This is a genomic window from Tenacibaculum discolor, from assembly GCF_003664185.1.
GTDB classification, from domain to species: domain Bacteria; phylum Bacteroidota; class Bacteroidia; order Flavobacteriales; family Flavobacteriaceae; genus Polaribacter; species Polaribacter discolor.
Genome location: NZ_RCCS01000008.1, coordinates 1 through 25,505, shown reverse-complemented (window position 1 = coordinate 25,505; position 25,505 = coordinate 1). Strand labels below are relative to the sequence as shown.

General features: G+C 31.3%; 24 protein-coding genes. 12 read left to right on the top strand and 12 right to left on the bottom strand.

Annotated features, from left to right (window positions below):
* Window positions 1–64: 64 nt before the first annotated feature.
* The 3 genes from C8N27_RS10630 to C8N27_RS10620 form a co-directional block, all read right to left on the bottom strand.
* Complete coding sequence (locus C8N27_RS10630; protein WP_121147357.1) at window positions 65–2,392, bottom strand: type IA DNA topoisomerase; 2,328 nt, start codon at window positions 2,390–2,392, stop codon at window positions 65–67.
* A gap of 89 nt (window positions 2,393–2,481) precedes the next feature.
* A complete protein-coding gene (locus C8N27_RS10625) occupies window positions 2,482–3,180 on the bottom strand; it encodes a LytR/AlgR family response regulator transcription factor (RefSeq protein WP_121147356.1) in 699 nt (232 codons plus the stop codon).
* A complete protein-coding gene (locus C8N27_RS10620; protein ID WP_167444746.1) occupies window positions 3,177–4,139 on the bottom strand; it encodes a sensor histidine kinase in 963 nt (320 codons plus the stop codon). The genes C8N27_RS10625 and C8N27_RS10620 overlap by 4 nt, the downstream gene beginning before the upstream one ends.
* Window positions 4,140–4,479: 340 nt before the next feature.
* Between C8N27_RS10620 and C8N27_RS10615 the strand changes: the two genes are divergently transcribed.
* From C8N27_RS10615 to C8N27_RS10605, 3 genes are all read left to right on the top strand, one after another.
* Entirely contained in the window at window positions 4,480–6,663 is a 2,184-nt protein-coding gene (locus C8N27_RS10615) for a DUF5916 domain-containing protein (protein ID WP_121147354.1), read from the top strand.
* A gap of 146 nt (window positions 6,664–6,809) precedes the next feature.
* On the top strand, window positions 6,810–8,243 hold the full coding sequence (locus tag C8N27_RS10610; RefSeq protein ID WP_099216647.1) for an ATP-grasp domain-containing protein: 1,434 nt from the start codon (window positions 6,810–6,812) through the stop codon (window positions 8,241–8,243).
* Window positions 8,244–8,253: 10 nt separating this feature from the next.
* Window positions 8,254–9,216 carry a succinylglutamate desuccinylase/aspartoacylase family protein gene (locus tag C8N27_RS10605; RefSeq protein ID WP_121147353.1) on the top strand — a complete coding sequence of 321 codons (963 nt, stop codon included), beginning with the start codon at window positions 8,254–8,256 and terminating at the stop codon, window positions 9,214–9,216.
* Window positions 9,217–9,252: 36 nt separating this feature from the next.
* Here C8N27_RS10605 and C8N27_RS10600 read toward each other — a convergent pair whose 3' ends face one another.
* The 3 genes from C8N27_RS10600 to C8N27_RS10590 all read right to left on the bottom strand — a co-directional run bounded on the left by C8N27_RS10600 (window position 9,253) and on the right by C8N27_RS10590 (window position 11,536).
* The gene (locus C8N27_RS10600; RefSeq protein ID WP_167444745.1) at window positions 9,253–9,414 is read right to left on the bottom strand and encodes a hypothetical protein; all 162 of its coding nucleotides are present in this window, start codon (window positions 9,412–9,414) and stop codon (window positions 9,253–9,255) included.
* 120 nt (window positions 9,415–9,534) lie between these two features.
* Entirely contained in the window at window positions 9,535–10,623 is a 1,089-nt protein-coding gene (locus C8N27_RS10595; RefSeq protein WP_121147351.1) for an NADH:flavin oxidoreductase, read from the bottom strand.
* Between the two features lie 70 nt (window positions 10,624–10,693).
* Window positions 10,694–11,536, bottom strand: coding sequence for a DUF2911 domain-containing protein (locus C8N27_RS10590; protein ID WP_121147350.1), 843 nt, complete (start codon window positions 11,534–11,536; stop codon window positions 10,694–10,696).
* Window positions 11,537–11,656: 120 nt separating this feature from the next.
* On the opposite strand from C8N27_RS10590, the gene C8N27_RS10585 reads away from it, so the two are divergent.
* The 3 genes from C8N27_RS10585 to C8N27_RS10575 are packed head-to-tail and all read left to right on the top strand — an operon-like array spanning window position 11,657 to window position 13,572.
* Window positions 11,657–12,160 carry a hypothetical protein gene (locus C8N27_RS10585; RefSeq protein WP_099216652.1) on the top strand — a complete coding sequence of 168 codons (504 nt, stop codon included), beginning with the start codon at window positions 11,657–11,659 and terminating at the stop codon, window positions 12,158–12,160.
* Window position 12,161: 1 nt separating this feature from the next.
* Window positions 12,162–12,827, top strand: a complete 666-nt coding sequence (locus tag C8N27_RS10580; RefSeq protein ID WP_121147349.1) for an MIP family channel protein — start codon at window positions 12,162–12,164, stop codon at window positions 12,825–12,827.
* Entirely contained in the window at window positions 12,814–13,572 is a 759-nt protein-coding gene (locus tag C8N27_RS10575) for a Rossmann-fold NAD(P)-binding domain-containing protein (RefSeq protein ID WP_121147348.1), read from the top strand. Before C8N27_RS10580 ends, C8N27_RS10575 begins: the two co-directional genes overlap by 14 nt.
* 13 nt (window positions 13,573–13,585) lie before the next feature.
* On the opposite strand, the gene C8N27_RS10570 is transcribed toward C8N27_RS10575, so the two are convergent.
* Genes C8N27_RS10570 through C8N27_RS10545 form a run of 6 tightly spaced genes read right to left on the bottom strand, consistent with a single transcriptional unit; the run spans window position 13,586 to window position 18,152 of the window.
* Complete coding sequence (locus C8N27_RS10570) at window positions 13,586–14,086, bottom strand: hypothetical protein (protein WP_121147347.1); 501 nt, start codon at window positions 14,084–14,086, stop codon at window positions 13,586–13,588.
* Window positions 14,087–14,104: 18 nt separating this feature from the next.
* The gene (gene gldG / locus C8N27_RS10565; protein WP_121147346.1) at window positions 14,105–15,745 is read right to left on the bottom strand and encodes a gliding motility-associated ABC transporter substrate-binding protein GldG; all 1,641 of its coding nucleotides are present in this window, start codon (window positions 15,743–15,745) and stop codon (window positions 14,105–14,107) included.
* Entirely contained in the window at window positions 15,738–16,457 is a 720-nt protein-coding gene (gene gldF / locus C8N27_RS10560) for a gliding motility-associated ABC transporter permease subunit GldF (RefSeq protein ID WP_121147345.1), read from the bottom strand. Before gldF ends, gldG begins: the two co-directional genes overlap by 8 nt.
* A gap of 6 nt (window positions 16,458–16,463) precedes the next feature.
* On the bottom strand, window positions 16,464–16,991 hold the full coding sequence (locus tag C8N27_RS10555; RefSeq protein ID WP_121147344.1) for a GNAT family N-acetyltransferase: 528 nt from the start codon (window positions 16,989–16,991) through the stop codon (window positions 16,464–16,466).
* Window positions 16,991–17,287, bottom strand: a complete 297-nt coding sequence (locus C8N27_RS10550) for a putative quinol monooxygenase (RefSeq protein ID WP_121147343.1) — start codon at window positions 17,285–17,287, stop codon at window positions 16,991–16,993. The genes C8N27_RS10555 and C8N27_RS10550 overlap by 1 nt, the downstream gene beginning before the upstream one ends.
* 4 nt (window positions 17,288–17,291) lie before the next feature.
* On the bottom strand, window positions 17,292–18,152 hold the full coding sequence (locus C8N27_RS10545; protein WP_121147342.1) for an SAM hydrolase/SAM-dependent halogenase family protein: 861 nt from the start codon (window positions 18,150–18,152) through the stop codon (window positions 17,292–17,294).
* Between the two features lie 119 nt (window positions 18,153–18,271).
* Between C8N27_RS10545 and C8N27_RS10540 the strand changes: the two genes are divergently transcribed.
* The 6 genes from C8N27_RS10540 to C8N27_RS10515 all read left to right on the top strand — a co-directional run bounded on the left by C8N27_RS10540 (window position 18,272) and on the right by C8N27_RS10515 (window position 25,260).
* Window positions 18,272–19,225 carry a PhoH family protein gene (locus C8N27_RS10540; RefSeq protein WP_099216660.1) on the top strand — a complete coding sequence of 318 codons (954 nt, stop codon included), beginning with the start codon at window positions 18,272–18,274 and terminating at the stop codon, window positions 19,223–19,225.
* A 62-nt stretch (window positions 19,226–19,287) separates the two neighbouring features.
* A complete protein-coding gene (locus C8N27_RS10535) occupies window positions 19,288–20,238 on the top strand; it encodes a phosphoribosylaminoimidazolesuccinocarboxamide synthase (RefSeq protein ID WP_121147341.1) in 951 nt (316 codons plus the stop codon).
* Window positions 20,239–20,354: 116 nt separating this feature from the next.
* Window positions 20,355–20,816, top strand: a complete 462-nt coding sequence (locus tag C8N27_RS10530; RefSeq protein ID WP_121147340.1) for a (2Fe-2S)-binding protein — start codon at window positions 20,355–20,357, stop codon at window positions 20,814–20,816.
* A 12-nt stretch (window positions 20,817–20,828) separates the two neighbouring features.
* Window positions 20,829–23,045, top strand: coding sequence for a xanthine dehydrogenase family protein molybdopterin-binding subunit (locus C8N27_RS10525; RefSeq protein WP_121147339.1), 2,217 nt, complete (start codon window positions 20,829–20,831; stop codon window positions 23,043–23,045).
* Between the two features lie 128 nt (window positions 23,046–23,173).
* A complete protein-coding gene (locus tag C8N27_RS10520) occupies window positions 23,174–24,427 on the top strand; it encodes a cysteate-C-fatty acyltransferase (RefSeq protein WP_099216665.1) in 1,254 nt (417 codons plus the stop codon).
* A gap of 107 nt (window positions 24,428–24,534) precedes the next feature.
* Complete coding sequence (locus tag C8N27_RS10515) at window positions 24,535–25,260, top strand: DUF4294 domain-containing protein (RefSeq protein ID WP_121147338.1); 726 nt, start codon at window positions 24,535–24,537, stop codon at window positions 25,258–25,260.
* Window positions 25,261–25,505 lie beyond the last annotated feature (245 nt).

Genomic DNA, 25,505 nt, shown 5'->3' with positions numbered 1-25,505 from the left:
AGGAAATATTTATTAAATAGAGAGTAGCCTTAAAAATTACTTCAGAAAATTTATTATAACGAGCTTACTTAGAAGTCAATATTTTATATACTAACTCTTTGGTTAATGGTTGCCCGTTAGCCATTTTTTTGATGTTTTCAAAAGTAAACACAAAGTCACAACCATTTTTATACTCAGAACATCCATAAGCAGATTTTCCTTTTAAAACGCTTCCTTTGTTACACTTAGGGCAGGTTATTTTTTCATTGTCATTACGAGGAGTTTGCGACGAAGTAATCTTTTCATTTGTAACAACTCCTTTTTTTGGTTCAAATTTTAAATTAAAATTATCATCAAAACGAACCAAACCTTCTACTTTTTTATCTTCTTGTTTAAAGCCTTTTAAATTGGTGGTACAACCTTTGTCAAGCAAACGAATTAGTTGGTTTTCAGATATTTTTTTATCCATAAACTCAAAAGCTAAGGTAAAATCACACCCATTTTTATAGGCAGAACAACCATAAGCAGCACTTCCTTTTAATAATTGTCCTTTCTTACATTTCGGACATTCTTTGCCAACAACGGTTTTCTTTTTTGAAGTTGCTTTTTGGGGTTTTTGCTTTGTTTTTTGAGCTTCATATGATATCCGTTTGGTCTTGTTACTCGAACGCACTTCATATACCAAATCATCAACCATTTTTTTCATTTGATTGATAAATGTAGCAGCATGGTATTCACCACGTTCAATTTCCTTCAAACGTTTTTCCCAGAGTCCTGTTAATTCAGCAGATTTTAATAATTCGTTATCAATTAAATCAATCAAATCGATACCTGTTTGAGTAGGAATAATTAATTTTTTTTGACGCTCAATGTATTTTCTTCTAAACAAGGTTTCAATAATACTTGCACGTGTAGATGGTCGTCCAATACCATTTTCTTTCATTAATTCACGCATTTCATCATCATCTACTTGCTTCCCTGCAGTTTCCATGGCACGTAATAAGCTCGCTTCGGTATAATTTCTAGGAGGCTTTGTTTCCTTTTCTAAAAATGAAGGTTCGTGCGGACCTTTTTCTCCTTTTTCAAAGGTAGGAAGTACATCTTTTTCTTCTGTTTTTTTAGCATCGCTTCCGTATTCAAAAACAGCTCGCCAACCTTTGGTAAGTATTTCTTTTCCTGAAGTTCTAAAAGGAACTTTATCTGCTTCTCCTTTAACTTCAGTTTTAGAGATATCACTATCGGGATAAAACACGGCAATAAATCGTTTTACGATGGTATCATATACCTGTTGCTGATTGTATTGTAAGTTTATTTCTACTCCTGTAGGAATAATAGCATGGTGATCGGTAACTTTTTTATCGTTAAAAACTTTACTCGATTTACGTATTTTCTTTCCTAATAAAGGTTGTGTTAATGAAGCATACTGCTTTAATCCCTTTAAAATATTAGGAACTTTAGGATAAATATCGTTCGGTAAAAAAGTAGTATCTACTCTAGGATAGGTGACTACTTTCATTTCATATAATTTTTGAACAATTTTTAAGGTTTCATCCGCAGAAAAACCAAATTTATTGTTACAATATACCTGTAAACCTGTTAGATCAAACAGTTTAGGTGCGTATTCTTTCCCTTTTTTCTTAGTTACAGAAGTTATTTCAAAATCACTTTCTTTTACTTTATCCGCAAAAGCTTGTCCATCTTCTTTCTTTAAAAAACGACCCTCTTCACAACTAAACAGTGTTTCACGATATTGGGTTTGTAATTCCCAATACGGTTCAGGTTTAAAGTTTTGAATTTCTTTATAACGATCAACCAACATAGCTAGGGTAGGAGTTTGTACTCTACCAATAGATAAGACTTGTTTGTAACCACCAAATTTTACAGTGTACAAGCGGGTAGCATTTAAACCTAATAGCCAATCACCTATAGCACGAGAAAACCCCGCATAATATAAATTGTTGTAGTCGTCGTTGTCTTTTAGGTTTTCAAAACCTTCTTTAATAGCTTCTTCAGTTAAGGAAGAAATCCATAATCGTTGGATTTTACCTTTGTAATTTGCCTGATTAATAACCCAACGTTGAATAAGCTCTCCTTCTTGACCAGCATCCCCACAGTTAATAACCACGTCGGCTTTTTCAAATAAAGATTTAACAATATTGAACTGTTTCTGAATTCCACTATCGTTGGTTACTTTAGTATCAAAGCGCTCAGGAAGCATGGGTAAATTGTTCAAATCCCAACTTTTCCAGTGAGGTTTGTAATCTTTTGGCTCTAAAAGTGTGCATAAATGACCGAATGTATAGGTAACAGCATAGCCATTACCTTCGAAATATCCATCTCGTTTGGTATTGGCTCCTAAGATATTAGCAATCTCACGGGCTACACTAGGTTTCTCGGCGATACAAACTTTCATAAAAATGATTTAGAAGGTCGAAATTACTAAATTATTTGTGAATGTTAAACGATGTTCTTAGATGAAGTTTTAATAAATGTAATTAGTTATTAACCAATAAAATTTAGGTTGCTTCTAAAGTTTTCTCCGATAGGGATTTCAATTTTCCCTATCTCAATATCATTTTTAGTATATGCAGTAATTTTATCAATATTAACAATATATGAGCGATGTATCCTTATGAATCGTTGATCTAATTTTTCTTCAAAAGCAGTTATACTAGATTTAGTAACATGTTTTTCTTTTTCTAAATGTATTTTAATGTAGTCTTTTAGACTTTCTATATATAAAATAGAGTCTAAATGTACTTTTACTTGTTTTCTGTCTTTTCTAATATAAATAAAAGAGTTGTTGTTATGATTAGAAACTATTAAAGGGTTGACAATGTTTTCTTTTTGTGAAACTTTAAATTTTTGTATGGCACTAAAAAAGCGTTGAAAAGTTATAGGTTTTAAAATATAATCGACTGCATTTAATTCAAATCCTTCAACAGCATAATCTCTATAGGCTGTGGTAAAAATAACTTTGGGTTTGTTTACTAAGTTTTTAAAAAAATCAGTACCCTTTAAAACGGGCATTTCAATATCTAAAAACAATAAATCAATAGTTTCTTTTTGAAGTATGTTACTAGCTTCAATAGCGCTACTGCAAGAAGCAATTAGCTCAAAATCATCCAATTGAGATAAATGTGTTTTTATAAGACCTCTAGCTAATTTTTCATCATCAACTATTAAACATTTGTATGTCATTTTATAGGTAATTTTAAATACAAGTTAAAACTATTAGAATCTTCCTTAATATGTAAAGAATAGTTATTATGGTATAATAATTCCAATTGCTTTTTTACGTTGTTTAAGCCAATACTTTTTTTATTTGTAGCTATACTATTTTTTGCCTTTGAATTCATAATATTGAACTTTATAAATTCTTCTTCGACAGACATATTTATATGTATAAAAGCTTTTTTTAATTCTTGAGAAACCCCGTGCTTAAAGGCATTTTCTATAAATGTCAGGAGGATTAAAGGAGCAATTTTAACAGCGGTTTTTATTTCCTTATCAAACTTAATATCCACACGCTCATCATACCTAACTTTTTCTAAAGCGAGATAGTTTTCTATTAGTTCAATTTCTTTTTTTAGCGAAACGTATTTGTCATTACATCCATACAACATATAGTCTAACATTTCCGAGAGCTTAGCAATCACCTCAGGAGCTTCGTCAGACTTTTCTATAGATAAGGCATATAAGTTATTTAAAGTATTGAATAAAAAATGCGGATTTAATTGATGTTTTAAAACAGATAGTTCTGTATACATTTTTTGCTCATTAAGTTGTAAGTAGGCTTGTTGGTCTTTGTAAAACTTAGCTATAACTAATAATATAGTGGGAGTTAAGATTATTGTTGATTTTCCTAAAAATACTCGAAGATCTAATAGCTTTTCCCAAAACATTTTATTAGAATCATATACACTGTTATTACTAGACTTAAAATATTTTGGAATGTGATAATATTCGTGAAATCCAACAAAAATTATAAACACACCAACTAATAAAAGCAAAAAGTATATTGTAAATAGAATATTTTTTTTAGGGATTAAAAACTTAGGAACTAAAAAATTAAGACAAGTATAAGCTACTATAAACTGACAAAAAACATAAATAGCAAAATGTTCTAAAACTTCAAGATACCCGCTATAATAATTCATATTTACAGTGCCAATAAAATAGATGTACACTCCCAACCAAAACAAAATCTGTTTTACTATAGGAGCCTTAAAAAATCGTACTATGTTTTTTAAAATATGCATGTGCGCGCTAAAATACAATTTTAAAGAAGAGACAAATTAAAAATAGCTTAAAGCTAATTTTTTGTAGCTAGAAATAAAGAAATGATAGACTAAGCTTAGTTTCTTCCAAACATAACTTTCCAACTTTAAAAGCAACTCGTTAGTCTACTTTTTAAAAAGTAGGCATATCTCCATAATAGTTTTGTTTACTAAATGTGCTTAAAGATGATAGCACTTTGTTAATTTTTAATTTAAGTAAATGAAGAAAGTTGTATTTTTTTTAATGTTATTTTTTGAGGTGTTTTATATTCAGGCTCAATCTAAGGTAGAAACAAGTAAAATAATTTTCAGTGATAGTGATATTCAATTAGATGGAAAATTAGATGAACCTATATGGAACAAATTAATTCCCGAAGGAGAATTTCTTAACTATATACCTAATAATGGAGATCTAGCTTCTAATGAAACAGAGGTGAAAATGTTTCATAATGGAAAAAAACTATACATAAGTGCTGTGTATCAGGATATAACTAATGATGTTCAAATAGGGTCTTTAAAAAGGGATGATATTGGAACTTCTGGAGCTGATAGCGATTCTTTTGCTATAATTCTTGATACATATAACCAGCAACAATCAGGTTATTTTTTTATTGTTAATATGGGAGGTGCTTTGGTAGACGCATTAGTATCCAGAAATGGCGATGGTTTTAAAGTAAGCACTAGTTGGAATACTGTTTGGAATGCAAAAACTTCAGTAAAAGGAAATTTAAAAATATTTGAAATAGAAATTCCCTTAAAAGCACTAGGTTACAAGGTTGACTCTGCTGAATGGGGAGTAATGTTTCATACAAGAAACATTAAATTAAATGAGTGGACAACTAGCACTTTAATAGATCGTAATTATAAACAATTCGATTTACGATTTGCCAAAGTGTTCGAAGTAGAAAATTTATCAAAGAATAAACCATCCAAATTCGTTGTAACCCCATCTGTAACAATGAACTATTCGGAAGATGTAATCAATGATGTTGAAGATACTATGGTAAAACCAAGTTTAGATATACAGTTTAATATAAGTTCTTCTTTAAAGTTAGATGCTACTATAAATCCTGATTTCTCGCAAATAGATGTAGATAGGCAAGTAACAAACTTAAGTAGGTTCTCTATATTTTTTCCTGAACGACGTAACTTCTTTTTAGAAAATAGTGATTTGTTTACGAGTTTAGGGGTAAGTGGAGTAAATCCTTTCTATTCAAGACGTATTGGTGCGGATAGTGAAATATCTTTTGGATTAAAATTATCTGGAAATATTACTAAAAAAACACGATTAGGAATATTAAATGTCGCTACAAAAGCCAAAAACGATAATCCTGCTCAGAATTATGGAGTATTTGTAGTACAACAACAACTTTCTAAACTTTTCACAGCAACAGGGTACCTCATTAATAGACAAGAAACAGAGGGCTTTTCTTTTATGGATGATTATAATAGAATTACTGGAGTTAACTTAAACTATCAATCAAAAAATAATAGATGGACTGGACTTGCAAATTTTGCAGGTAGTTTAACAAGTAATGTTTCAGGAAATAATAAATTTTATAACACAGAAGTTTGGTACAATAATATAAATGTCTCTGGTTATGCCGGAATAAGAAAAGTTGAAAAAAATTATATTACAGATGTTGGTTTTGTACCACGTTTATATAACCATGACGCTATTTTAAATGAAGTTATACGTGAAGGATATACTCAGACAAGTGGTCGTATTAGTTTAACCAAGTTTTATAAAAATTCTAAAACCTTCGATAATCATCGTTATTTGAACTTATCTAATGATACCTATTGGGATGATCAAGGAGATGTTAGTCAGTCGACTACAGTGTTAAATAATGATTTAGTATTTAAAGATCAATCGTTTTTGTATGGTGGATTTCGTCATGAATATGTAAACCTAAAATATGCATTTGACCCTTTAAATAACGGAAAAGCTATAACAGCAGGAAAGTATAAGTATTTCGATGCAGGTTTTGGGTATGCTTCAGCCGATAATAAAAAGTTTCAATACAGCGGTAATATTAGTTATGGGAGTTATTACAGTGGTTATAAAAACGGTGTTAGCGTAAATGCTCAATATAGATTAATGCCCTTAGCACGTTTGCAAGTTCGATATGAAAGAAATAGAATAAATTTAAAAGAACTAGGAAGAGAAACCTTTCATTTAGCACGTTTTACAGGAGAAATATTTTTTTCTAATCGATTAAATTGGACTACTTATGTGCAGTACAATACTCAGTTTGATAACTTTAATATCAATAGTCGTTTACAATGGGAATATAAACCGCTATCGTACATATATGTAGTTGTTTCGGATAATTATAATCAAGATATATCACGTAAAAACTGGGGGATAGCTTTAAAAGCAAACTATAGATTCGATTTTTAAGAAGATATAGAAGGAATTAGTAAAATTCAATTGAAAATATGTTTATAATTTAATGCGAACAAAGGTTAGGAGGTTTATTTTTTTATTATTTTTAATTATGTAGAAATAATCATTTATAAGAGATAATAAATTTATAAAAACGAATAATGAAAACTATAGAGCTTATAAAACCTAATACATTTAATAACGAGAATCATTGGTACCCTAAAGTATTGAACGCCACAATTCATCCAATGGTAAACTTTTTTTTAAATCTTGATAAGGAGAGAATTATTGCTAGGTACTGCCATTTACACCCTAAAGTAAATGCTGATAAGCTTAGAGAAATTTTGTCGTATGAATGTAAGTACTTTTTATGGGGAGGAGCAGATTTGATCAACTCAACATCGGCAGATGGAGATAAAAACATGGTTATAATAGAAAATAATTCATGTCCATCTGGTCAAAAATCAATGCCTTTATTAGATGATAATAAAGAAGACGGAGTATATCGCTTATTAATTGAAAGAACTTTTAAACCTATTTTAGAAAAGAAGCGAAAACTTGTTAAAGATGGTAGGTTAGCAGTACTTTACGATAAAAATTATATGGAAACGTCTGGTTATGCAGCAGTTATAGCAGATGTTTTTAATGAAGATGTCTTTTTAGTGCCTTATTATTCAAAGAAAGACAACGATCACATCAAAATAGAAAATGAAATCTTCTATGTTAAACAAGATGAAGAATGGATTCCATTACGAGGTATTTTTAGATATGTAACTCAAAAACCATGGAATAGATTTCCTATTAATAGTAAAACAAAAATTTTAAACCCGATTATTACCTGTTTAGCTGGTGGAAGAAATAAAATGGTCGCAGCCAAAGCATATGATATTTACAATACCGAGTTAGAAGAATACGGAATGAAAATAAACATACCAGATACTATTTGGGATGTAAGCAAGAATGAAATACCGTTATGGGTGAAAAAAATGGGCGGACAAGCTGTTGTAAAGATACCTTATAGTAATGCAGGACAAGGGGTTTATACGATTGTTAATGAACAAGAACTAGAAGAGTTTATGAAGTTAGAAATCGAGTATGAACGTTTTATAGTACAAAGTTTAATAGGTAATTATAATTGGAGTTCAGTTAGTACCAAAGGGAAATATTACCATGTTGGTACAATGCCAAATGCTAAAGGAGAAACGTTTGTGTCTGACATTCGCATGATGATTAGTAGTACTAAAGATGGAATAAAACCATTGTGTATGTATTCGAGAAGAGCATTGTTACCACTGGTAAACGACTTAGAAAGTAGTAAAGATTCATGGCAAATGTTAGGAACCAATTTATCAGTTAAGTTAGGAGAAAATGAATGGACATCTGACACAAATCGTTTGTTAATAATGGATAGAAGAGATTATAACAAACTAGGTTTAGGAATAGATGATTTAATAGAAACTTTTATACAAACAGTACTTTCCACCATTGCTATCGATAAAATGTGTATTAGCTTAATAAACTCAAATAAAAAGTTTAAAAAGAAACTATTTACTTCATTAAATAACGATAGTACGCTGTTAAACGAACTATATTAAATGTATGAATATGGGACACCAAATTGAATATATTACAGAGTTTGATGTAAGTCAAACTCCTAAAAACTCTATAAAAAACTATTGGTTAAAGGTAACTTCCAATGCAATGGGAATACCTACATGTATTCCTGTTATGGTTGCTAGAGGAAAAGAAGACGGTATAGTATTAGGGCTTACAGCAGCGGTTCATGGAAATGAATTGAACGGAATATCTGTTATCCAGCGATTGTTTAAAGATTTGGATACAGAAAATTTAAAAGGAACAATTGTAGGAATTCCAGTAGTTAATGTACCTTCATTTGTTCGAGGAACACGAGTTTTTAGCGATGGAGTTGATATTAACAGAATTATGCCAGGAAAAGATAATGGAAATACAAGTGAGGTATATGCCAATCGTTTTTTGAATTTAGTAGTAAAGAAATTCGATTATTTATTGGACTTGCATACAGCTAGTTTTGGTAGAGTGAATTCATTTTACATTAGAAGTGATATGAATAATAAAGTTACTAAAAAACTAGCCTTATTACAAGATGCAGAAATTATAGTACATACACCTCCGTCAGATGGTACTTTAAGAGGAGCAGCTGAAGAATTAGGAATTCCGTCTATTACTATTGAAGTAGGTAATCCGCATAGTTTTCAAAAGAAAATAATTAAAAGTGGAGTAGCAGGAGTACACAATGTATTGGCATATTTAGGGATTACGGATGATGAATATGAAACCTCTAAGAGAAATACAGTAGTTTGTGAAAAATCCTATTGGTTATATACACAAGAAGGAGGCTTACTCACTGTTCATGTTGATTTAAGAGATATTGTAGAAGAAGGAGACCATATTGCCACACTACGAGATGTGTTTGGTAATAGAATTAAGAAATATTACGCTCCAGAAAGAGGAATTGTAGTAGGGAAGAGTGTAAACCCTGTAAATCAATCGGGTGGACGTATAATTCATCTAGGAATTATAAAATAAAAGACTGTTTTTTAACAGTCTTTTATTTTTAAGATTTTAACTAGCCTTTACCAGTGTTTTATTCCTAAACACAATAGCTGTAATTAGTAAACCGATTCCTACACCAAAACTTAAACCTTGCATTAAGTCTGATATTTTTAAATAATGAGTAAGTATTTGAGAAGCGGCAATGGTTAAAATCCCTATTGATAATAACATCAAAGATTTTTTACGATATAAATTTTTCATAGTAAAACTGTTTTATACTGTATTAGTAGAGAAACAATGTAATTTGTTACATAAAAACTCAAATAAATTTTAAAAATTAATAAAGTCTTTTTAAGAAGCTTCGTCTTTAACAAAGTTAGGCCACCTACGCATATAATTTATAAACGTATCACTTAATCCTTCATTAATTAAGTAGTCTTTTGAAACAGGTGTTTCAATGCTTTTAAAAGAGGAGTCTTTAATAACTTGTAGAGGAAAGTCATGATGTAAAATTCCAGATCGTCCGATACAAACAAAATCAATCCCAGTATTTAATATTTTAGTAACATTTTCACCACTATTAATTTTTCCAGCAACGGTTACAAGAACATTTTTGTAATCTAATTCAGTAAAATGTTCTAACAAGGTTTTATTTTGAAAATCTTTTTGTTCAGGATATTTAAAAACATCCCATAGAGAGAGATCAATAAAGTCTATTTTATTTTCTGTTACTAACCGTTTACATATTTCCTTTATTTCAAGAATATCCATACCAAATCTTTCAGGAGAAAGTCGAACCCCTATTAAAAAATCAGCACCGCAGGTACTTCTTATCTCATTAATAATCTCAAATAAAAGGCGCGATCTATTAACTAAACTTCCACCATATTGATCGGTTCTTTTGTTAATTTCACTACTTAAAAATTGAGTTAAAATATATCCGTGAGCTCCATGGACTTCAACACCATCATAACCACATTTTTTAGCTCTATTAGCTGCTTTAACAAAATTGTTTTTAAGTTCATAAATTTCATCTAATGATAATTCACGAGCATTGTGTTTTTCGTTTTTTGAAGGGCAAACAGGTAGACCATCAATCAATTCTGATGGTGATCGCATACCTGCGTGGTGTAATTGAATTACGGCTAAGCTACCATAAGACTTAATACTTTTTGCGAGTTTAGTATGTCCCGGAATTTGTTCGTCAGAAAAAATACCTAATTGTCCTGGGAAACCTTTACCGTTTTCTTGTACATGAGAAGCACACGTCATTACCATTCCAAATTGTCCTTCAGCTCTCATTGTTAGCCAATGAAACTCCTCATCAGAAAGTTGCCCGTTTTCGAAACTTTGTGTATTGGTCATTGGTGCAAGCATGAATTTATTTTTCATTGTGGCACCACAAGAAAATTGTAAGGGTGTATTTGAGTTGGTTTTCATGTTATGATTTATTTTTAAGAAAAAAAACTCGCGAAGAGCGAGTTTTTTATGAAGACATTGTATGCTAAAATTATTTCATTTTAGCAATAAACTCTTTATTCATTTTTACATAGTCAGCATTTCCTGCCTCCTTTGCACCTGCTAATGAAGCTTTAGCTGCTTTAACAGCACCTTTTTTATCACCAGCTTTAGCTAAGATTAAAGATTGTTGACGTAAGTACCAAAAACGAGGTTGATCTTTAGTCATATCAACTGCTTTGTTAATCCAATTTTTAGCTTTGTTAATGTCTTTTCCTTCTTGTAAGTAATACACAGCAGAAGAAAAATAATCATTGGCAGAAGGTCCACCCATTACTTGTGCAATGCTTTTTTCTACAGCCTTATCAGTAGGAGTATTAAACTTTACACCTACGTAAGCATTTTCCCATAAAATTCCTAATACAGCAGAATCGTTTGTTAAATCGTCAATAGACATTGTAAACGTTTCAATTTTCACAGGCATAGCTTCAACTTTAGCAGTAGTAGATACAGCTACTTTAGAGTCATCCCATTTTTGAGGAGTTCCCCAGTTGTTAGCATCAGAATAAAATAATACTTCCCAAGAATCTTTTCCTGGTTTAGTATATAAAGCGTACGTTCCTTTTTTTAAGGTTTTACCATCAATAGTAACATCGTCGCTAAAAGTAACTTTGGTATTTGCGTTAGCACCAGTTCTCCATACTTTTCCGTAAGGAACTAAATCTCCAAAAATAGTTCTCCCTTTCATACTTGGACGAGAATATTCAACTGATACATCTGTTAAACCTACAGTTTGCTCTAATTTAGCTGCAGGACTAGGGGCAGGGGTTTTTAATTGTGCATTGATATTTGTTGATAAAGCAACAACAAACAAGCTTAAAAGTATTTTTTTCATGTTGATTGATTTGTTTTAAATTAGTTTTGTTAAAATTACAAGGAATTCCTCGGATTAATGTTAACAAAAACTTAAAATACCGTAGTCTTGTTTTAATAGATATTTGCAATTAAAGAAAGAATGATAAGAAAAAGAATATATAGAAAAAATGGAGCTATTGGAGCTTTGTTAGATGAGTATGAAAAGTCAATAGAAGAGTTTAAGGAGGTAATTAAAGATGTTACTTCAAAAGAATTGATTCAAATAGTTGATAGTGAGACTAAAGATGAAGATTGTAAGTCAATTCAAACAATACTGACACATGTTGTTAGGGCAGGATATACCTATGTTATTGAAATAAGAAAGTGGTTAGGAGAAGATATAGTTTATAAAGAAAAAGAGCAACTAAACTCTGTTTCGGAGTATAATAAAGCATTAGATACAATGTTTGCTTATAATGAGCAACTCTTCAACGATTATCCTAATATTAAATTAGAAGAATTAGATCCAAATAAAAAGGTTCACGTAAGGTGGGGGCAGAAATATGATGTAGAACAATTATTTGAACATGCTATTGTACATATATTAAGACATAGAAGACAAGTAGAATTATTCAAAGAAAAATTAGTAGATAGAAACTTATAAAATGAAAAAATATATAGCTGAAAGTATAGGAACTTTTGCTTTAATTTTCTGTGGAACAGGGGCAATGACGGTAAATGAAATAACCAGTGGAGCAGATTTGACGCATATTGGGGTTGCAATTACTTGGGGATTGATAGTGATGGCAATGATTTATGCCTTTGGAGAAATTTCTGGAGCACATTTTAATCCTGCAGTCACAGTTGCTTTTGCTTATGCTAAAAGATTTTCATGGAAAGAGGTGCCTAAATATATTATAGCTCAATTAGTAGGAGCTTTGTTGGCTAGTGTTATGCTTTGGGTATTATTTCCTACAAGTGAATTTTACGGAGCTACATTACCAACGGTAGTACCTTGGAGAGCTTTTATTTTAGAATTGTTATTAACCTTCTTTTTAATGCTTACTATTATCAATGTATCTACAGGAAGTAAAGAAGTAGGAGTAATGGCAGGTATAGCCATTGGGGGTGTAGTGTTATTAGAAGCCATGTTTGCAGGACCTATAACCAAAGCTTCTATGAATCCTGCACGTTCCATTGCACCAGCGCTAGTTTCTGGTCACTTAGAGCATTTATGGTTGTATATATTAGCACCAATTATAGGAGCTTTATTAGCGGTGGTTTCATGTAAAATAGTAAAAGACGATAATTGTTGTAATGAAAAATGTTAGTATTTTAGGTTGCGGATGGTTAGGCAAAGAATTAGGAATATATTTTACAAAGAAGGGATATAAAGTAAATGGTTCAACAACTTCTAAAGATAAACTTCAAGAATTAGAATCAGTTGCGATTGCCCCTTACGTAGTTGATATTTCAGGCAAAAATATTTCATCAGAATTTTTAGATGCTGATGTTCTAATCATAGCTATTACTTCCAAAGAGGTAGAAAACTTTAAAAGGTTAATTTCTTCTATTGAGAAATCAAACACAGTTAAAGTAATTTTTATTAGCTCTACTTCGGTGTATCCTAGTTTAAATAAGGAAATGACTGAAGAAGATAAAACAATAAATTCACCACTAGTTGAAATAGAAAACTTATTTAGAAATAATAATAATTTTCAAACAACCATAATTCGTTTTGCTGGATTATTTGGAGAAAAAAGGCAACCAGGAAATTGGTTTGCTAATAGAAAAATTCCACATCCAAAAGGTTATGTAAATATGATACATAGAGAAGACTGCATTGCTATTATAGAACAAATTATAGAACAGAATGTTTTTGGTGAAGTTTTTAATGCCTGTGCAAACGATCACCCAACCAGAGAAGATTTCTATATAAATGCTAGAAAAATTCTAGGAAAACCTATTCCAGAATTTGACGACTCAAAACCATTAGTTTACAAAATAATTAGTAGCAAAAAACTTCAAAAAGCATTGAGTTATCAGTTTAAACATAATAACTTGCTATGTCTTTAGGGTGTTGTTAGGTTTACCTGTAATTAAACCCAAACTCTTCTTGATATAAATGGTTTAGATAATCGTCTGAAGGAGAAATTTCAATTTTAATAGATTCATTTTTAGATTTAAGCCATTTACAGAACGCTATAAAATCTTTATTTTTAGCTACAGGAGAAAAACGAAACTTATAATCTTTTAAAATTAAGTAGTTAGAATGAGGTGTTTTGCTACTGTAAGGAGCAGAGTATTTGTAAACTATAATGTCATGATAATTAATAGTTTCAGTTTTTATAATGTTGTCATATGTTACTTCTATTTTATCCTCAAAAAAAGAAATTTTAAACGCTTGTTTATATAATTTTTTGTGGGCTAGAACACTAAATAAAATAGAGATAATAAACGATAAAACTAGAAAGTATGAATTCACACTTTCTGAAGTTATTAAGGTAAAATTAATTAAGGCCAACAAAAATATAATACCTATAAAGTCTGTATACTTTTGTTGACTACTTGAAGAATATTTTGCTTTCATTTTTATATAGCTAATCAACTACTGATACTTCTTCTTCCTCCAGTAATTAAAACCAAAACCAAACAGTGCTAATAGTACTAATGGAATACCAATATTGATAAATTGCCAAAAACGTTTTTCAGCAAAAGCACGTTGCTTATCCAATAAGTTAATTTGAATGGTTTTATTACGCAGTTGAATCAATCCAGAATCATCTAATAAATAGTCAATAGCATTGATTAAAAATTCTTTATTTCCAAACTGTTCTCCTGTCCATTTATCTAAGGACAAATCGTGTGGTTTTCCTTTTAAAATCTGATTTCTGCCGACATCACCATCAGCAATTACAATCATTTTATTGTTTGTGCTCTCAGCTTTAAAATCAGGAGTGTCAAAAGGTTTTATTCTGTTTTTATATGCTGAAGGAATAGCTCCTTCCAATAACACAGCTAATAATTGTGGACCTGAAGCAAACTCATTTTCTTTAGGTTCTTTCGCAATACTTTGTAACTCAATAAAATTAGGCGTTCCAGTTTTTTTAGTGAGTACAGAAGTCACTAATAACGGAGTTTTTTTCAAATTCCCCTTCAAAGTATCTATTTGAGTAGCAAAACGAAAACGAACAGGTGCTACATTTTTAGTAATCGGATGGCTCGGATTTCCATTAACTAATGGATGATAAAACCAGTTTAAGTGTTGGAACTGTGTTTGGTTTCCTACATTTCCTGTAGCTAATGGAATTTTAGCCGAGTATAAATCTTGAATTAGTTTATTATTTACACGAACTTGATAGCCAAACAATAAATCAGTTAAATTCAAATCACGAGGAAATGCTAACATTTTCCCTTCATTGTATAAACTATCAGTATCCGCATAGTTATTATCTAGCATCCATAAACTTTTACCACCATTTGCTATAAACTGATCAACGGTAAATTTTTCTTCCTCAGTAAAACGTTCAGTAGGTTTTGCTATAATTGCTAAATCGTAGTTACGTAAATCTTTCAAGGTTTTTTGCGGATTGCTTGCCACACTATCTAATGTAAATTTGGCTAAACGGTATTTTTTACCAACTTCACTTAACAAACTATATTGATAAATATCTTGAAGCTCACCATTACCAGCTAATACCGCTATTTTCTGTCTTTCTTTTAAAGTAATATTATGTAATGCATTAGCAAAAGAATACTCTAATTTTTCAACAGCATTTTGTAACTGCGCCTCTTGCGTTTTAGCAATAGAGTTAGGAAGTAAAGAAATTAACTCTACTTTTTTACCATAAGTAATTTCTGCCCAAGGAAAAATAATAGCTTCAGATAACTTCCCATCTTCCTCTACAGTTAATTGGCTAGGCATCATTCCTCTTTTCACCAAACGTTCACGAATATTATCAGGATTGATAAAACGGAAACGAATATTAGAGTTTTTTGCTTGTAATTCCTCTAAAAACTGGCGTGTTTCTATTTGTAAACGCTTAAATTCCGCAGGAAAATCACCTTCTAAGAATACATGAATCGTTAGTGGGGTATCAATTTTATCAATAAGACTTTCACTTACTTCCGATAAGGTATATCGTTTATCTTGTGTTAAATCAAAACGTTTGTATATAGAGTTAGCCACATAGTTAAGAACTAACAGTCCAATAAGAGCTAATGCGATGTGTTGTAATTTCTTATTCATTTTTTAACTGTTGTTTAGTGATGAATAAAAAGAAGAACGTCACACTGATAAAGTAGATTAAATCACGAGTATCTACTACACCACGACTAATACTTTTAAAGTGTTCGTTAATACCAAATTGTTGTAAGGCATATCCTGAGTTTCCTAAAGAAGATCCGACAGCATCAAATCCGTAGAATAAAGCAAAAGTGATAAATACACTTACAATAAATGCTACAATCTGATTATTTGAAAGGGTAGAAGTAAATAATCCTACAGCAGTATAGGTTGATGCTAAAAATAACAACCCTAAATACGAACCAATTGTACTACCTACATCTAAATTTCCAATAGGGCTTCCTAATTGATACACAGTATAAGCATAGGTTAGCGTAGGTAATAATGCTATTATAACGAGTAAAAGGGCAGCAAAAAACTTACCTAAAACAATTTGCCAATCGGTAAGTGGTTTGGTTTTTAAAATTTCAATGGTTCCACTATTAAACTCATCTGCAAAACTTTTCATTGTTATGGCAGGAATCAGGAATAAAAACAACCATGGAGCTAAATAAAAAAAGCTACTTAAATCGGCAAACCCTGCATTTAAAATGTTGAAATTATCTTTAAATACCCATAAGAATAAGCCATTTACAAGTAAAAATACTCCAATAACCAAATAGGCAATGGGAGAGGCAAAAAATGAGTTAAATTCTTTTTTTAGTAGTGGTAGCATAAAATACTATTGTTCGTTTTTAAGAAGTCCAAAAATAACATTATTCTCGAAGTCGTTATCTTTTTTATTGGGACGTAATTTAAAGTTAAACTTTTTTAACAAATTTATAGAACCTTTATTGTGTTTATGAGTATAAGCTTCAATTTCATTCAAGTTAAGTGAACTAAAGCCAAATTGAATAACTTCTTTTAAAGCTTCACTCATAAAACCTTTTCCGTGAGCGTCAGGATGTAATTCATAGCCAATTTCAGCATAAGACAAATTATCATTAAAATGACGTAAACCAATAGAACCTATAACCTCGTTGTTGTTTTCAATAATCCAGTAAATACCTTCGTTTTTAAGTACTAATTCATCAATTAGTTTTATAAAATCTTCCACATCAGAAATATCACTAGGAATCTTTCTATCAATAAATTTATTGACTACTGAATTCGATCGAATTTTAAAAACAGCCTCTTTATCATTATCAACAAGTTTTCTTAGTACAAGCCGAGGTGTATATAAAACAGGAAAAGGACTGAATAAACTCATTAAGTTAACGATTCAACTTTATCAACACTCCAAGCAAGAGGCTTGTCATTAAATAAAACTTTGGTTTGTGACCAAACACCTTTAAATAATTCAGAATTTCTGTAGTTTTCTAAATCTTGCTCAGTATCCCAATAGCTATAAGTGAAAAATATATTCGGATTTGTTTTGTCTCTATATAACTCTAATAAACGACAACCAGGTGAATTTCGTATAAACTCTTTTTTTGAATTAAAGTTGTTTAAAAACTCTTCAATTTTTTCTGGCTGAAAGCTCATTTTTACAATTCGTACAAACATAAATTTAATTTATAGGTGTAAATTCTGGTTTAATAGGGTTTTCAAATTCAATGGTAATGGTATCACGGTATTCTAAACCTAGTAGGGTAGAAGCTCCACCAACCGTTTCTAAATTACTTCGGTAAATAGCAATTTCTAAAAAACCAGCAGAATTAAAAATAGCTAACTTTTCACCATCGTATTGTCTTTTGTCAGTAACCGAAAAATCAACAATTTCATTATATCGGCTGTAAATTTTAGAAAAGGTATAGCGTCTTGCTGTTACTTTGTAATCACGACCTTTTCCAATAGTATTAAATTGTTTTTTACTAATGTTTGTAATTACATTTCCGTAATTATCAATGTAAATAACACCTCCTGAGATAATAGTTTGTTGTTCGTTTACTTTAGGTTTAATCTCAACAATCTTTTTATAAGTCTCAATCTCTCTACCAATAACATTTAAGCTACCACCACGAGCAATATGAGAAGCTACTTGCACAAAAACATCCAGTACAGGAAAACTACTTTCAATACGATCGTGAATATTAATTTCAACAATTTTAGTTGGATTAATTTCAGAAGCAATCATAGAAATTAATCCATTGTCAGGACAAATAAAATAATGATTGTCCAACTCTAAAGCAATATGCTTATTGTCCACACTTAATTCTGAGTCTACACCAATTACATGAATCGTTTTATCAGGAAAACTTTTATAAGCATTCTTTAAAATATAAGCAGTTTCAGTAATGTTGAAAGGAGAAATTTCATGCGTAATATCAACAATCTTTGCATCAGGCAACTCAGAATAAATAGCCCCTTTTACAGCACCTACAAAGTGGTCTTTCGTTCCAAAATCAGTAGTTAATGTAATAAGAGACATTAATTTAGGTGTTTGTTAATTAATTTGTGAAAAATTATGCTGAAATTTTAAACAAAACTACGTAATTCAAGAAAAATAATCATTATTTTTAGTGTGAATAATATTAAAACTTTTATCATTTGAACGAACGCGTAATTGAATTAACAGAAATCAACCCAAACGATTTTTTTGGAGCTCAAAACAGCACTATTACTCAGTTAAAAACATTCTTTCCTAAAATAAAAATAGTAGCTAGAGGAAATAAACTTAAGATTTTTGGTGAACCTGAATTATTAAATGAATTTGAAAAGCGATTAGAAATGCTTATCAAATACTTTAATAGGTATAATAAGCTAGATGAAAATAGTATTGAGCGTATTTTAACATCAACAGGTAAGGAAGAAGAAATACGAAAGTCAGGTAAAGCAAAAGATGTATTAGTTCATGGTGTTAGTGGTAGGTTAATTAAAGCGCAAACGGATAACCAACGTAAAATGGTTGAGTTAATGCAAAAGAATGATATGTTATTTGCAGTAGGACCTGCAGGTACAGGTAAAACATATACGGCAGTTGCCTTGGCTGTAAAAGCATTAAAAGAAAAAGAGGTAAGACGAATTATTTTAACAAGACCTGCGGTAGAATCAGGCGAAAATTTAGGGTTTCTTCCAGGAGATTTAAAGGAAAAACTAGATCCATATATGCAACCTTTATACGATGCACTTCGAGATATGATTCCTCATGAAAAATTAGAATCACATCTAGAAAAAGGAGTAATACAAATAGCACCACTAGCTTTTATGCGTGGTCGTACCTTAGACAACGCTTTTGTAATTTTAGATGAAGCGCAAAACACAACCCATAACCAAATGAAAATGTTTTTAACGCGTATGGGAATGCACGCAAAATTTATCATTACAGGAGATCCAGGTCAGATAGATTTACCAAGAAGACAAGTATCAGGCTTGAAAGAATCGTTATTGGCTTTGAAGGATATTGAAGGAATTGCACAAGTGTATTTAGACGATAAAGATGTAATCCGTCATCGATTAGTTAAAAGAATTATTTCAGCTTATAAAAGTATAGAAACGGAGTAGTTTTTAGTTGTCAGTATTTAGTGATTAGTTTACATTTGCGGGCAACAACACAACAACATACAATGAATACAATTAACGAAACAAACTTCCAGTTTCAAGGACAAAAAGAAGTTTATAAAGGAAAAGTAAGAGAAGTTTATAATATCAATGATGAGTTGTTGGTAATGATTGCTTCTGATAGACTTTCCGCTTTCGATGTAATTTTACCGCGTCAAATACCTTTTAAAGGACAAATTTTAAACCAAATTGCTACAAAAATGATGAACGATACAGTTGATATTGTTCCGAATTGGTTATTAGCAAATCCAGATGAAAACGTAGCAGTAGGTCATTTATGTGAACCTTTTAAAGTAGAAATGGTTATCCGTGGATATTTATCGGGGCATGCAGCTCGTGAATATGCAGCAGGAAAAAGAACACTTTGTGGGGTAGCAATGCCAGAAGGAATGAAAGAAAATGATAAGTTCCCAGAGCCAATTATTACACCATCTACCAAAGCAGATAATGGAGAGCATGATGAAGACATTTCTCGTGAAGACATTTTAGCTAAAGGAATTGTATCAGAAGAAGATTATTTAGTCTTAGAAGACTATACTAGAAAACTGTTTAAAAGAGGAACCGAGTTAGCAGCTAAAAGAGGGTTGATTTTAGTAGATACTAAATATGAATTCGGAAAAACTAAAGACGGTAAAATTGTATTGATTGATGAAATCCATACACCAGATTCATCTCGTTATTTTTATGCTGACGGATATGCAGAACGTCAAGAAAAAGGAGAAAAGCAAAAACAATTATCAAAAGAATTTGTACGTCAATGGTTAATTGAAAATGGTTTTCAAGGAAAAGAAGGTCAAGAAATTCCTGAAATGTCTGATGAAAAAGTTATTGAAATCTCAAATAGATATATTGAGCTATACGAGCAAATAACAGGAGAGAATTTTATAAAGGCAAATACCGAAAACGTACTCGAGAGAATAGAGAAAAATGTAAGTACGTTTTTAGAAAATAAATAATAAAAAGAGAGGCTAGAGCCTCTCTTTTTATTTAAAATTATCTTAAAAGAACCTCATTAACAAACAGGCATTTATATTTTTTGTAACTTACACGAGACAAACAAAAATTAGCCAAAATGCCAAATTATACATTAAAAATTAACGGAAAGTCGGTGTCCTTTAAGGCAGATGCTGATACACCATTGTTGTGGGTTTTACGAGATGAACTCAATATGGTAGGAACTAAATTCGGTTGTGGAATAGCACAATGCGGAGCCTGTACTGTTCATGTAGATGGAACAGCAATGAGAAGTTGTCAATTACAAGTTTCTATGTTGGATGGTGAAGAAATAACAACCATTGAAGGGTTATCAACCGAAGGAGATCATCCACTACAAAAAGCTTGGAAAGAAGTAGACGTTCCACAGTGTGGATATTGTCAAGCAGGTCAAATTATGACAGCTGCTTCCTTCTTAAAAGAAAATCCAAATCCTTCAAAAGAAGAGATAAGAGAAGCAATGCAAGGTAATATTTGTCGTTGTGCTGCATACAATAGAATAGAAAAGGCAGTTGCATTGGCTGCAGATAAAATGTCTTAAAAACTTTCAATCATGAGTACACAAGAAAAAAACTTCACGTTTAGCAGAAGAAACTTTTTAAGAACTTCTGCATTAGCTAGTGGTGGCATTATGATTGGATTTAATCTATTTACTGCTTGTAAACCTAATGTAAAACCATCTGTAGATGTTGAAAATCTAAATTTCAATGATTTTAACGCATTCATAAAAATATCTGATGAAGGATATGTAACTATTTACTCTCCTAATCCAGAAATTGGACAAGGAGTGAAAACTTCAATGCCAATGATTATTGCTGAAGAATTAGATGTTGAATGGGACAAAGTACATGTAGTCCAAGCTCCGTTAGATACAAAAAATTATACCCGTCAATTAGCTGGAGGAAGTCAATCTATTCGTTTGGGTTGGACAGCATTAAGACAAACAGGGGCTACAACTAAACAAATGTTAATAAATGCAGCAGCAGTAAAATGGGGTGTTGATGCCGCTACTTGTTCTGCATCAAAAGGTGTAATTACCAATGCAAATGGCGATAAATTAGGCTATGGAGAAGTGGTTAAAGAAGCAGCAATATTAGAAGTTCCAGAAAATGTAACATTAAAGAAACCTTCAGAATTTTCTATCATAGGTAAAGATGCTATAAATGTTGATGTAGAAAAAATAGTAACAGGAAAACCTTTATTTGGATTAGATTATAAAGAGGAAGGAATGGTTTATGCAGCTGTAGTAAGACCACCAGCCTTTGGTGATGCTTTAGAATCTTTTGATGCATCGGAAGCCAAAAATATATCAGGAGTAATAGATGTTGTTACAATAGGAGAAAAAGCAAGAAACTTTATTGAGTCAGGTAAAAATAACTGGACTTTCAAATTACCAAAATCAGATAAAGTAGTAGTAATAGCTAAAAATACTTGGGCTGCTATAAAAGGAGCAAAAGCTATCAAGGCTACATGGAAAGCTGACTCTAAACTTGAAGATACAAAGCTTCATGATGAAAAACTATTAAGCTTATTAAATGAAGATAAGCTTGATGTAAGAAGAGAAGATGGAGATGTAAAAAAAGCATTTTCAGAAGCGGATAAAGTCATAGAACGCACCTATCATTCGCCTTTTTTACCTCACAACTGTATGGAGCCAATGAATTTCTATGCAAATGTAACACCAGATAAGGTTCATTTAGTAGGTCCTGTGCAAACCCCAGAGTATGCAGCTCAAGTAGCATCAGAAATGCTAGGGCGTAATTTAGAGCAGGTACATGTAGAAATGACAAGAATGGGAGGTGGTTTTGGGAGAAGACTGTATGGAGACTTTGTATATGAAACACTTGAAATATCTGATAAAATTAAGAAACCAGTAAAAATGGTTTCAACAAGAGAAGAAGATATAATAGCAGGTATTTACCGACCGGCTATTAAATATAAAATAGCGGCATCAATTAAAGATGGAAAAGTAACAGGATATCATTTAAAAGAAGCAGCAATTAATGATAATATGTATGGATTAATTCCACATTTCTTTCCAGCTGGATGTATTCCAAACTATAAAGTATCAACAGGAAATTATAAAAGTAATATCAGCACAGGAGCTTGGAGAGCACCATATACCAACTTTTTAGGATATGCAGAACAATGCTTTTTTGATGAATTAGCACAAGAACTAGAGGTTGATCCAGTACAATTGCGTTTAGATTTACTAGAAAATGTAAAGGAAACGAAAGACGAAAAAATTCAGTACTCAGGAAAAAGAATGCAAGATGCAATTAGATTGGCTGCAGAAAAAGGAAACTGGGGTAAAGCTAAAGAAGGAGTTTATCAAGGTTTTTCAGCTTATTACAGTCATAATACCCATGTAGCAGAAGTAGCTGAAGTAGAGTTAAAGGATGGGGTACCAGTGGTAACAAAAGTAGTTGCAGCAGTCGATTGTGGTATCGTTGTAAATCCAACAGGAGCTAAAAATCAAGTAGTAGGAGGAGTAATTGATGGTATTGGACATGCTATGTATGGTAATTTAACTTTTAATGAAGGAAAACCATCAAGTAGAAATTTTGATAACTATCGATTAATAAAAATAAATGAAACCCCTAAGGTTGAAGTACATTTTGTAGAAAATGAAATAGCACCAACAGGCTTAGGAGAACCAGGTTTACCACCTGCAGGAGGAGCAGTAGCAAATGCAATTCATAAAGCATTAGGAAAAAGATTATATAAACAACCATTTATAGAAGAGCTAAAATCAAACATTTTATCCTAAAAACTGAAGAACTTTATAGGTTTAATAAAGTAGTGTTTTTATTATTTATTGAAAATGAAACAGTAGGTAATTTTTGAAAATCTGTTAAAAAGCACTACTTTCGCATCCTATAAAAATCAAAAATAACAATGGTTAAAGATTTATTTGAAAGAATTAAAGGAGATAAAGGACCTTTAGGAAAATGGGCAGATAAAGCAGAAGGGTATTATGTGTTTCCTAAATTAGAAGGACCAATTTCTAACCGTATGTCTTTCAATGGAAAAAAAGTAATAACTTGGAGTATTAATGACTACTTAGGATTAGCAAATCATCCAGAAGTTTTAAAAGTAGATGGAGAATCTGCTGCTACAGATGGTATGGCGTACCCTATGGGAGCTCGTATGATGTCAGGTCACACAAAATACCATGAACAATTAGAGCAAGAATGTGCCGAATTTGTTGGGAAAGAAGCAGCTTATTTAGTAAACTTCGGATACCAAGGAATGGTGTCAGCAATTGATGCTTTAGTAGGAAAAGACGATATCATAGTATATGACATGGATACACATGCATGTATTATAGATGGAGTTCGTTTACATGCAGGAAAACGTTTTGTTTATCGTCACAATGATATAGAAAGTTGTGAGAAAAACTTGAAGCGTGCCACCAAAATGGCAGAAAAAACAGGAGGTGGAATTTTGTTAGTTTCTGAAGGGGTATTCGGTATGCGAGGTGAACAAGGACGTTTAGCAGAAATAGTAGCCTTAAAAGAAAAATATAACTTCCGTTTATTAGTAGATGATGCACACGGGTTTGGAACTTTAGGAGAAGGAGGAAGAGGAACAGGATTTGAACAAGGAGTACAAGACGGAATAGATGTATACTTTGCGACGTTCGCAAAATCTATGGCAGGAATTGGAGCATTCTTTGCAGGAGATAAAGATGTAGTTCAATACTTACAATATAATATGCGATCTCAAATGTTTGCAAAATCTTTACCAATGCCAATGGTAAAAGGTGCTTTAAAACGTTTGGATATGATTCGTACTATGCCAGAACTTAAAGAAAATCTTTGGAAAATAACCAATGCATTACAATCAGGTTTACGAGAAGCAGGTTTTGATTTAGGAACAACACAAACGTGTATAACACCAGTATACTTAAAAGGAGAAATTCCAGAAGCCATGGCAATGGTGAATGATTTAAGAGAAAATCATGGAGTATTCTGTTCAATTGTAGTATACCCAGTAATACCTAAAGGATTAATAATACTAAGATTAATTCCAACAGCACGTCATACAATTGAAGACGTAAATGAAACAATTGAAGCATTTTCTGCAATCCGCGAAAAATTAGAGAACGGAACTTATAAGCAAGTAGCAGCTTCAATTATGGCAGAATAATAAGAAAATACAAAAAAATAAATAAAAACTCATGAAATACTTCATGAGTTTTTTTGTTTTAAAAGAGAAATGATACATTTGAAATCCTTTTGCTTATCAAAAATCAAATGAAAAAATTACTTTACATATACTTATTATTATTCGTAACAGCTTTAAGTGCGCAAATTAGAGATACATTACCAAACTTTAATGACGAATATATCTTGATAAGGGAAGGAGATAGTTTAATGATAGAGCTAAATGAAGTAACAGTACTTCCAAAACATAAGTTTAAAGAAAAAAAAGATATTTTATATTATTATTGGCTTCGTAAAAAAGTATTTAAAGCATATCCCTACGCAATTTTAGCGGCAAAAAGAGTAGATAGTGTAAACTCTCGTCTAGCTAGAGTTAAATCAAAAAGTAAAAAAAGAAAATACATAAAAAGAATTCAGAAGTATTTAGAAGAAGAGTTAACAGCACCTTTAAAGAAATTAACAAGAACTGAAGGAAGAATTCTTTTAAAGTTAATCCACCGTCAAACAGGAAAAACAGCTTTTGATAATGTAAAAGAATTAAGAAGTGGTTGGAAAGCCTTTTGGTATAATACCACAGCAAATTTATTTAAGTTATCATTAAAGTCAGAGTACAAACCAGAAACGGAGAATGAAGATTATTTAGTAGAAGATATATTACAGCGTGCTTATATAGATGAAAAGTTAGAGTATCAAGAACCAAAACTACGTAAGAACTATTTAGTAATTGTATCAAAAAGTAGAGGATATGTTGACGTATCCGAGTATAAAGAGATGTTTGCAAAGATGCGAAAGAAGCGAAAACATAAGAAAAAGTAAATGAATTAGAATTTAGAGACCTCTTTAAGTTTGATGATAAAGTAGTATAAGAGGGAAATTTTCTCCATGCTAGAAGTAGTACAATGGTTATAAATATAAGGGGAAAAGGAAGGAGATGTGTATGGTATAAAAAACTTTTGTATGTAACTGATTAGTGTATAGCGTATTAAAAAATAGTTTAAAAAAAAGGTTGGAAAAGTGCTTGTTGAATGGAAAAAGGTATCTATATTTGCACCCGCAAACGG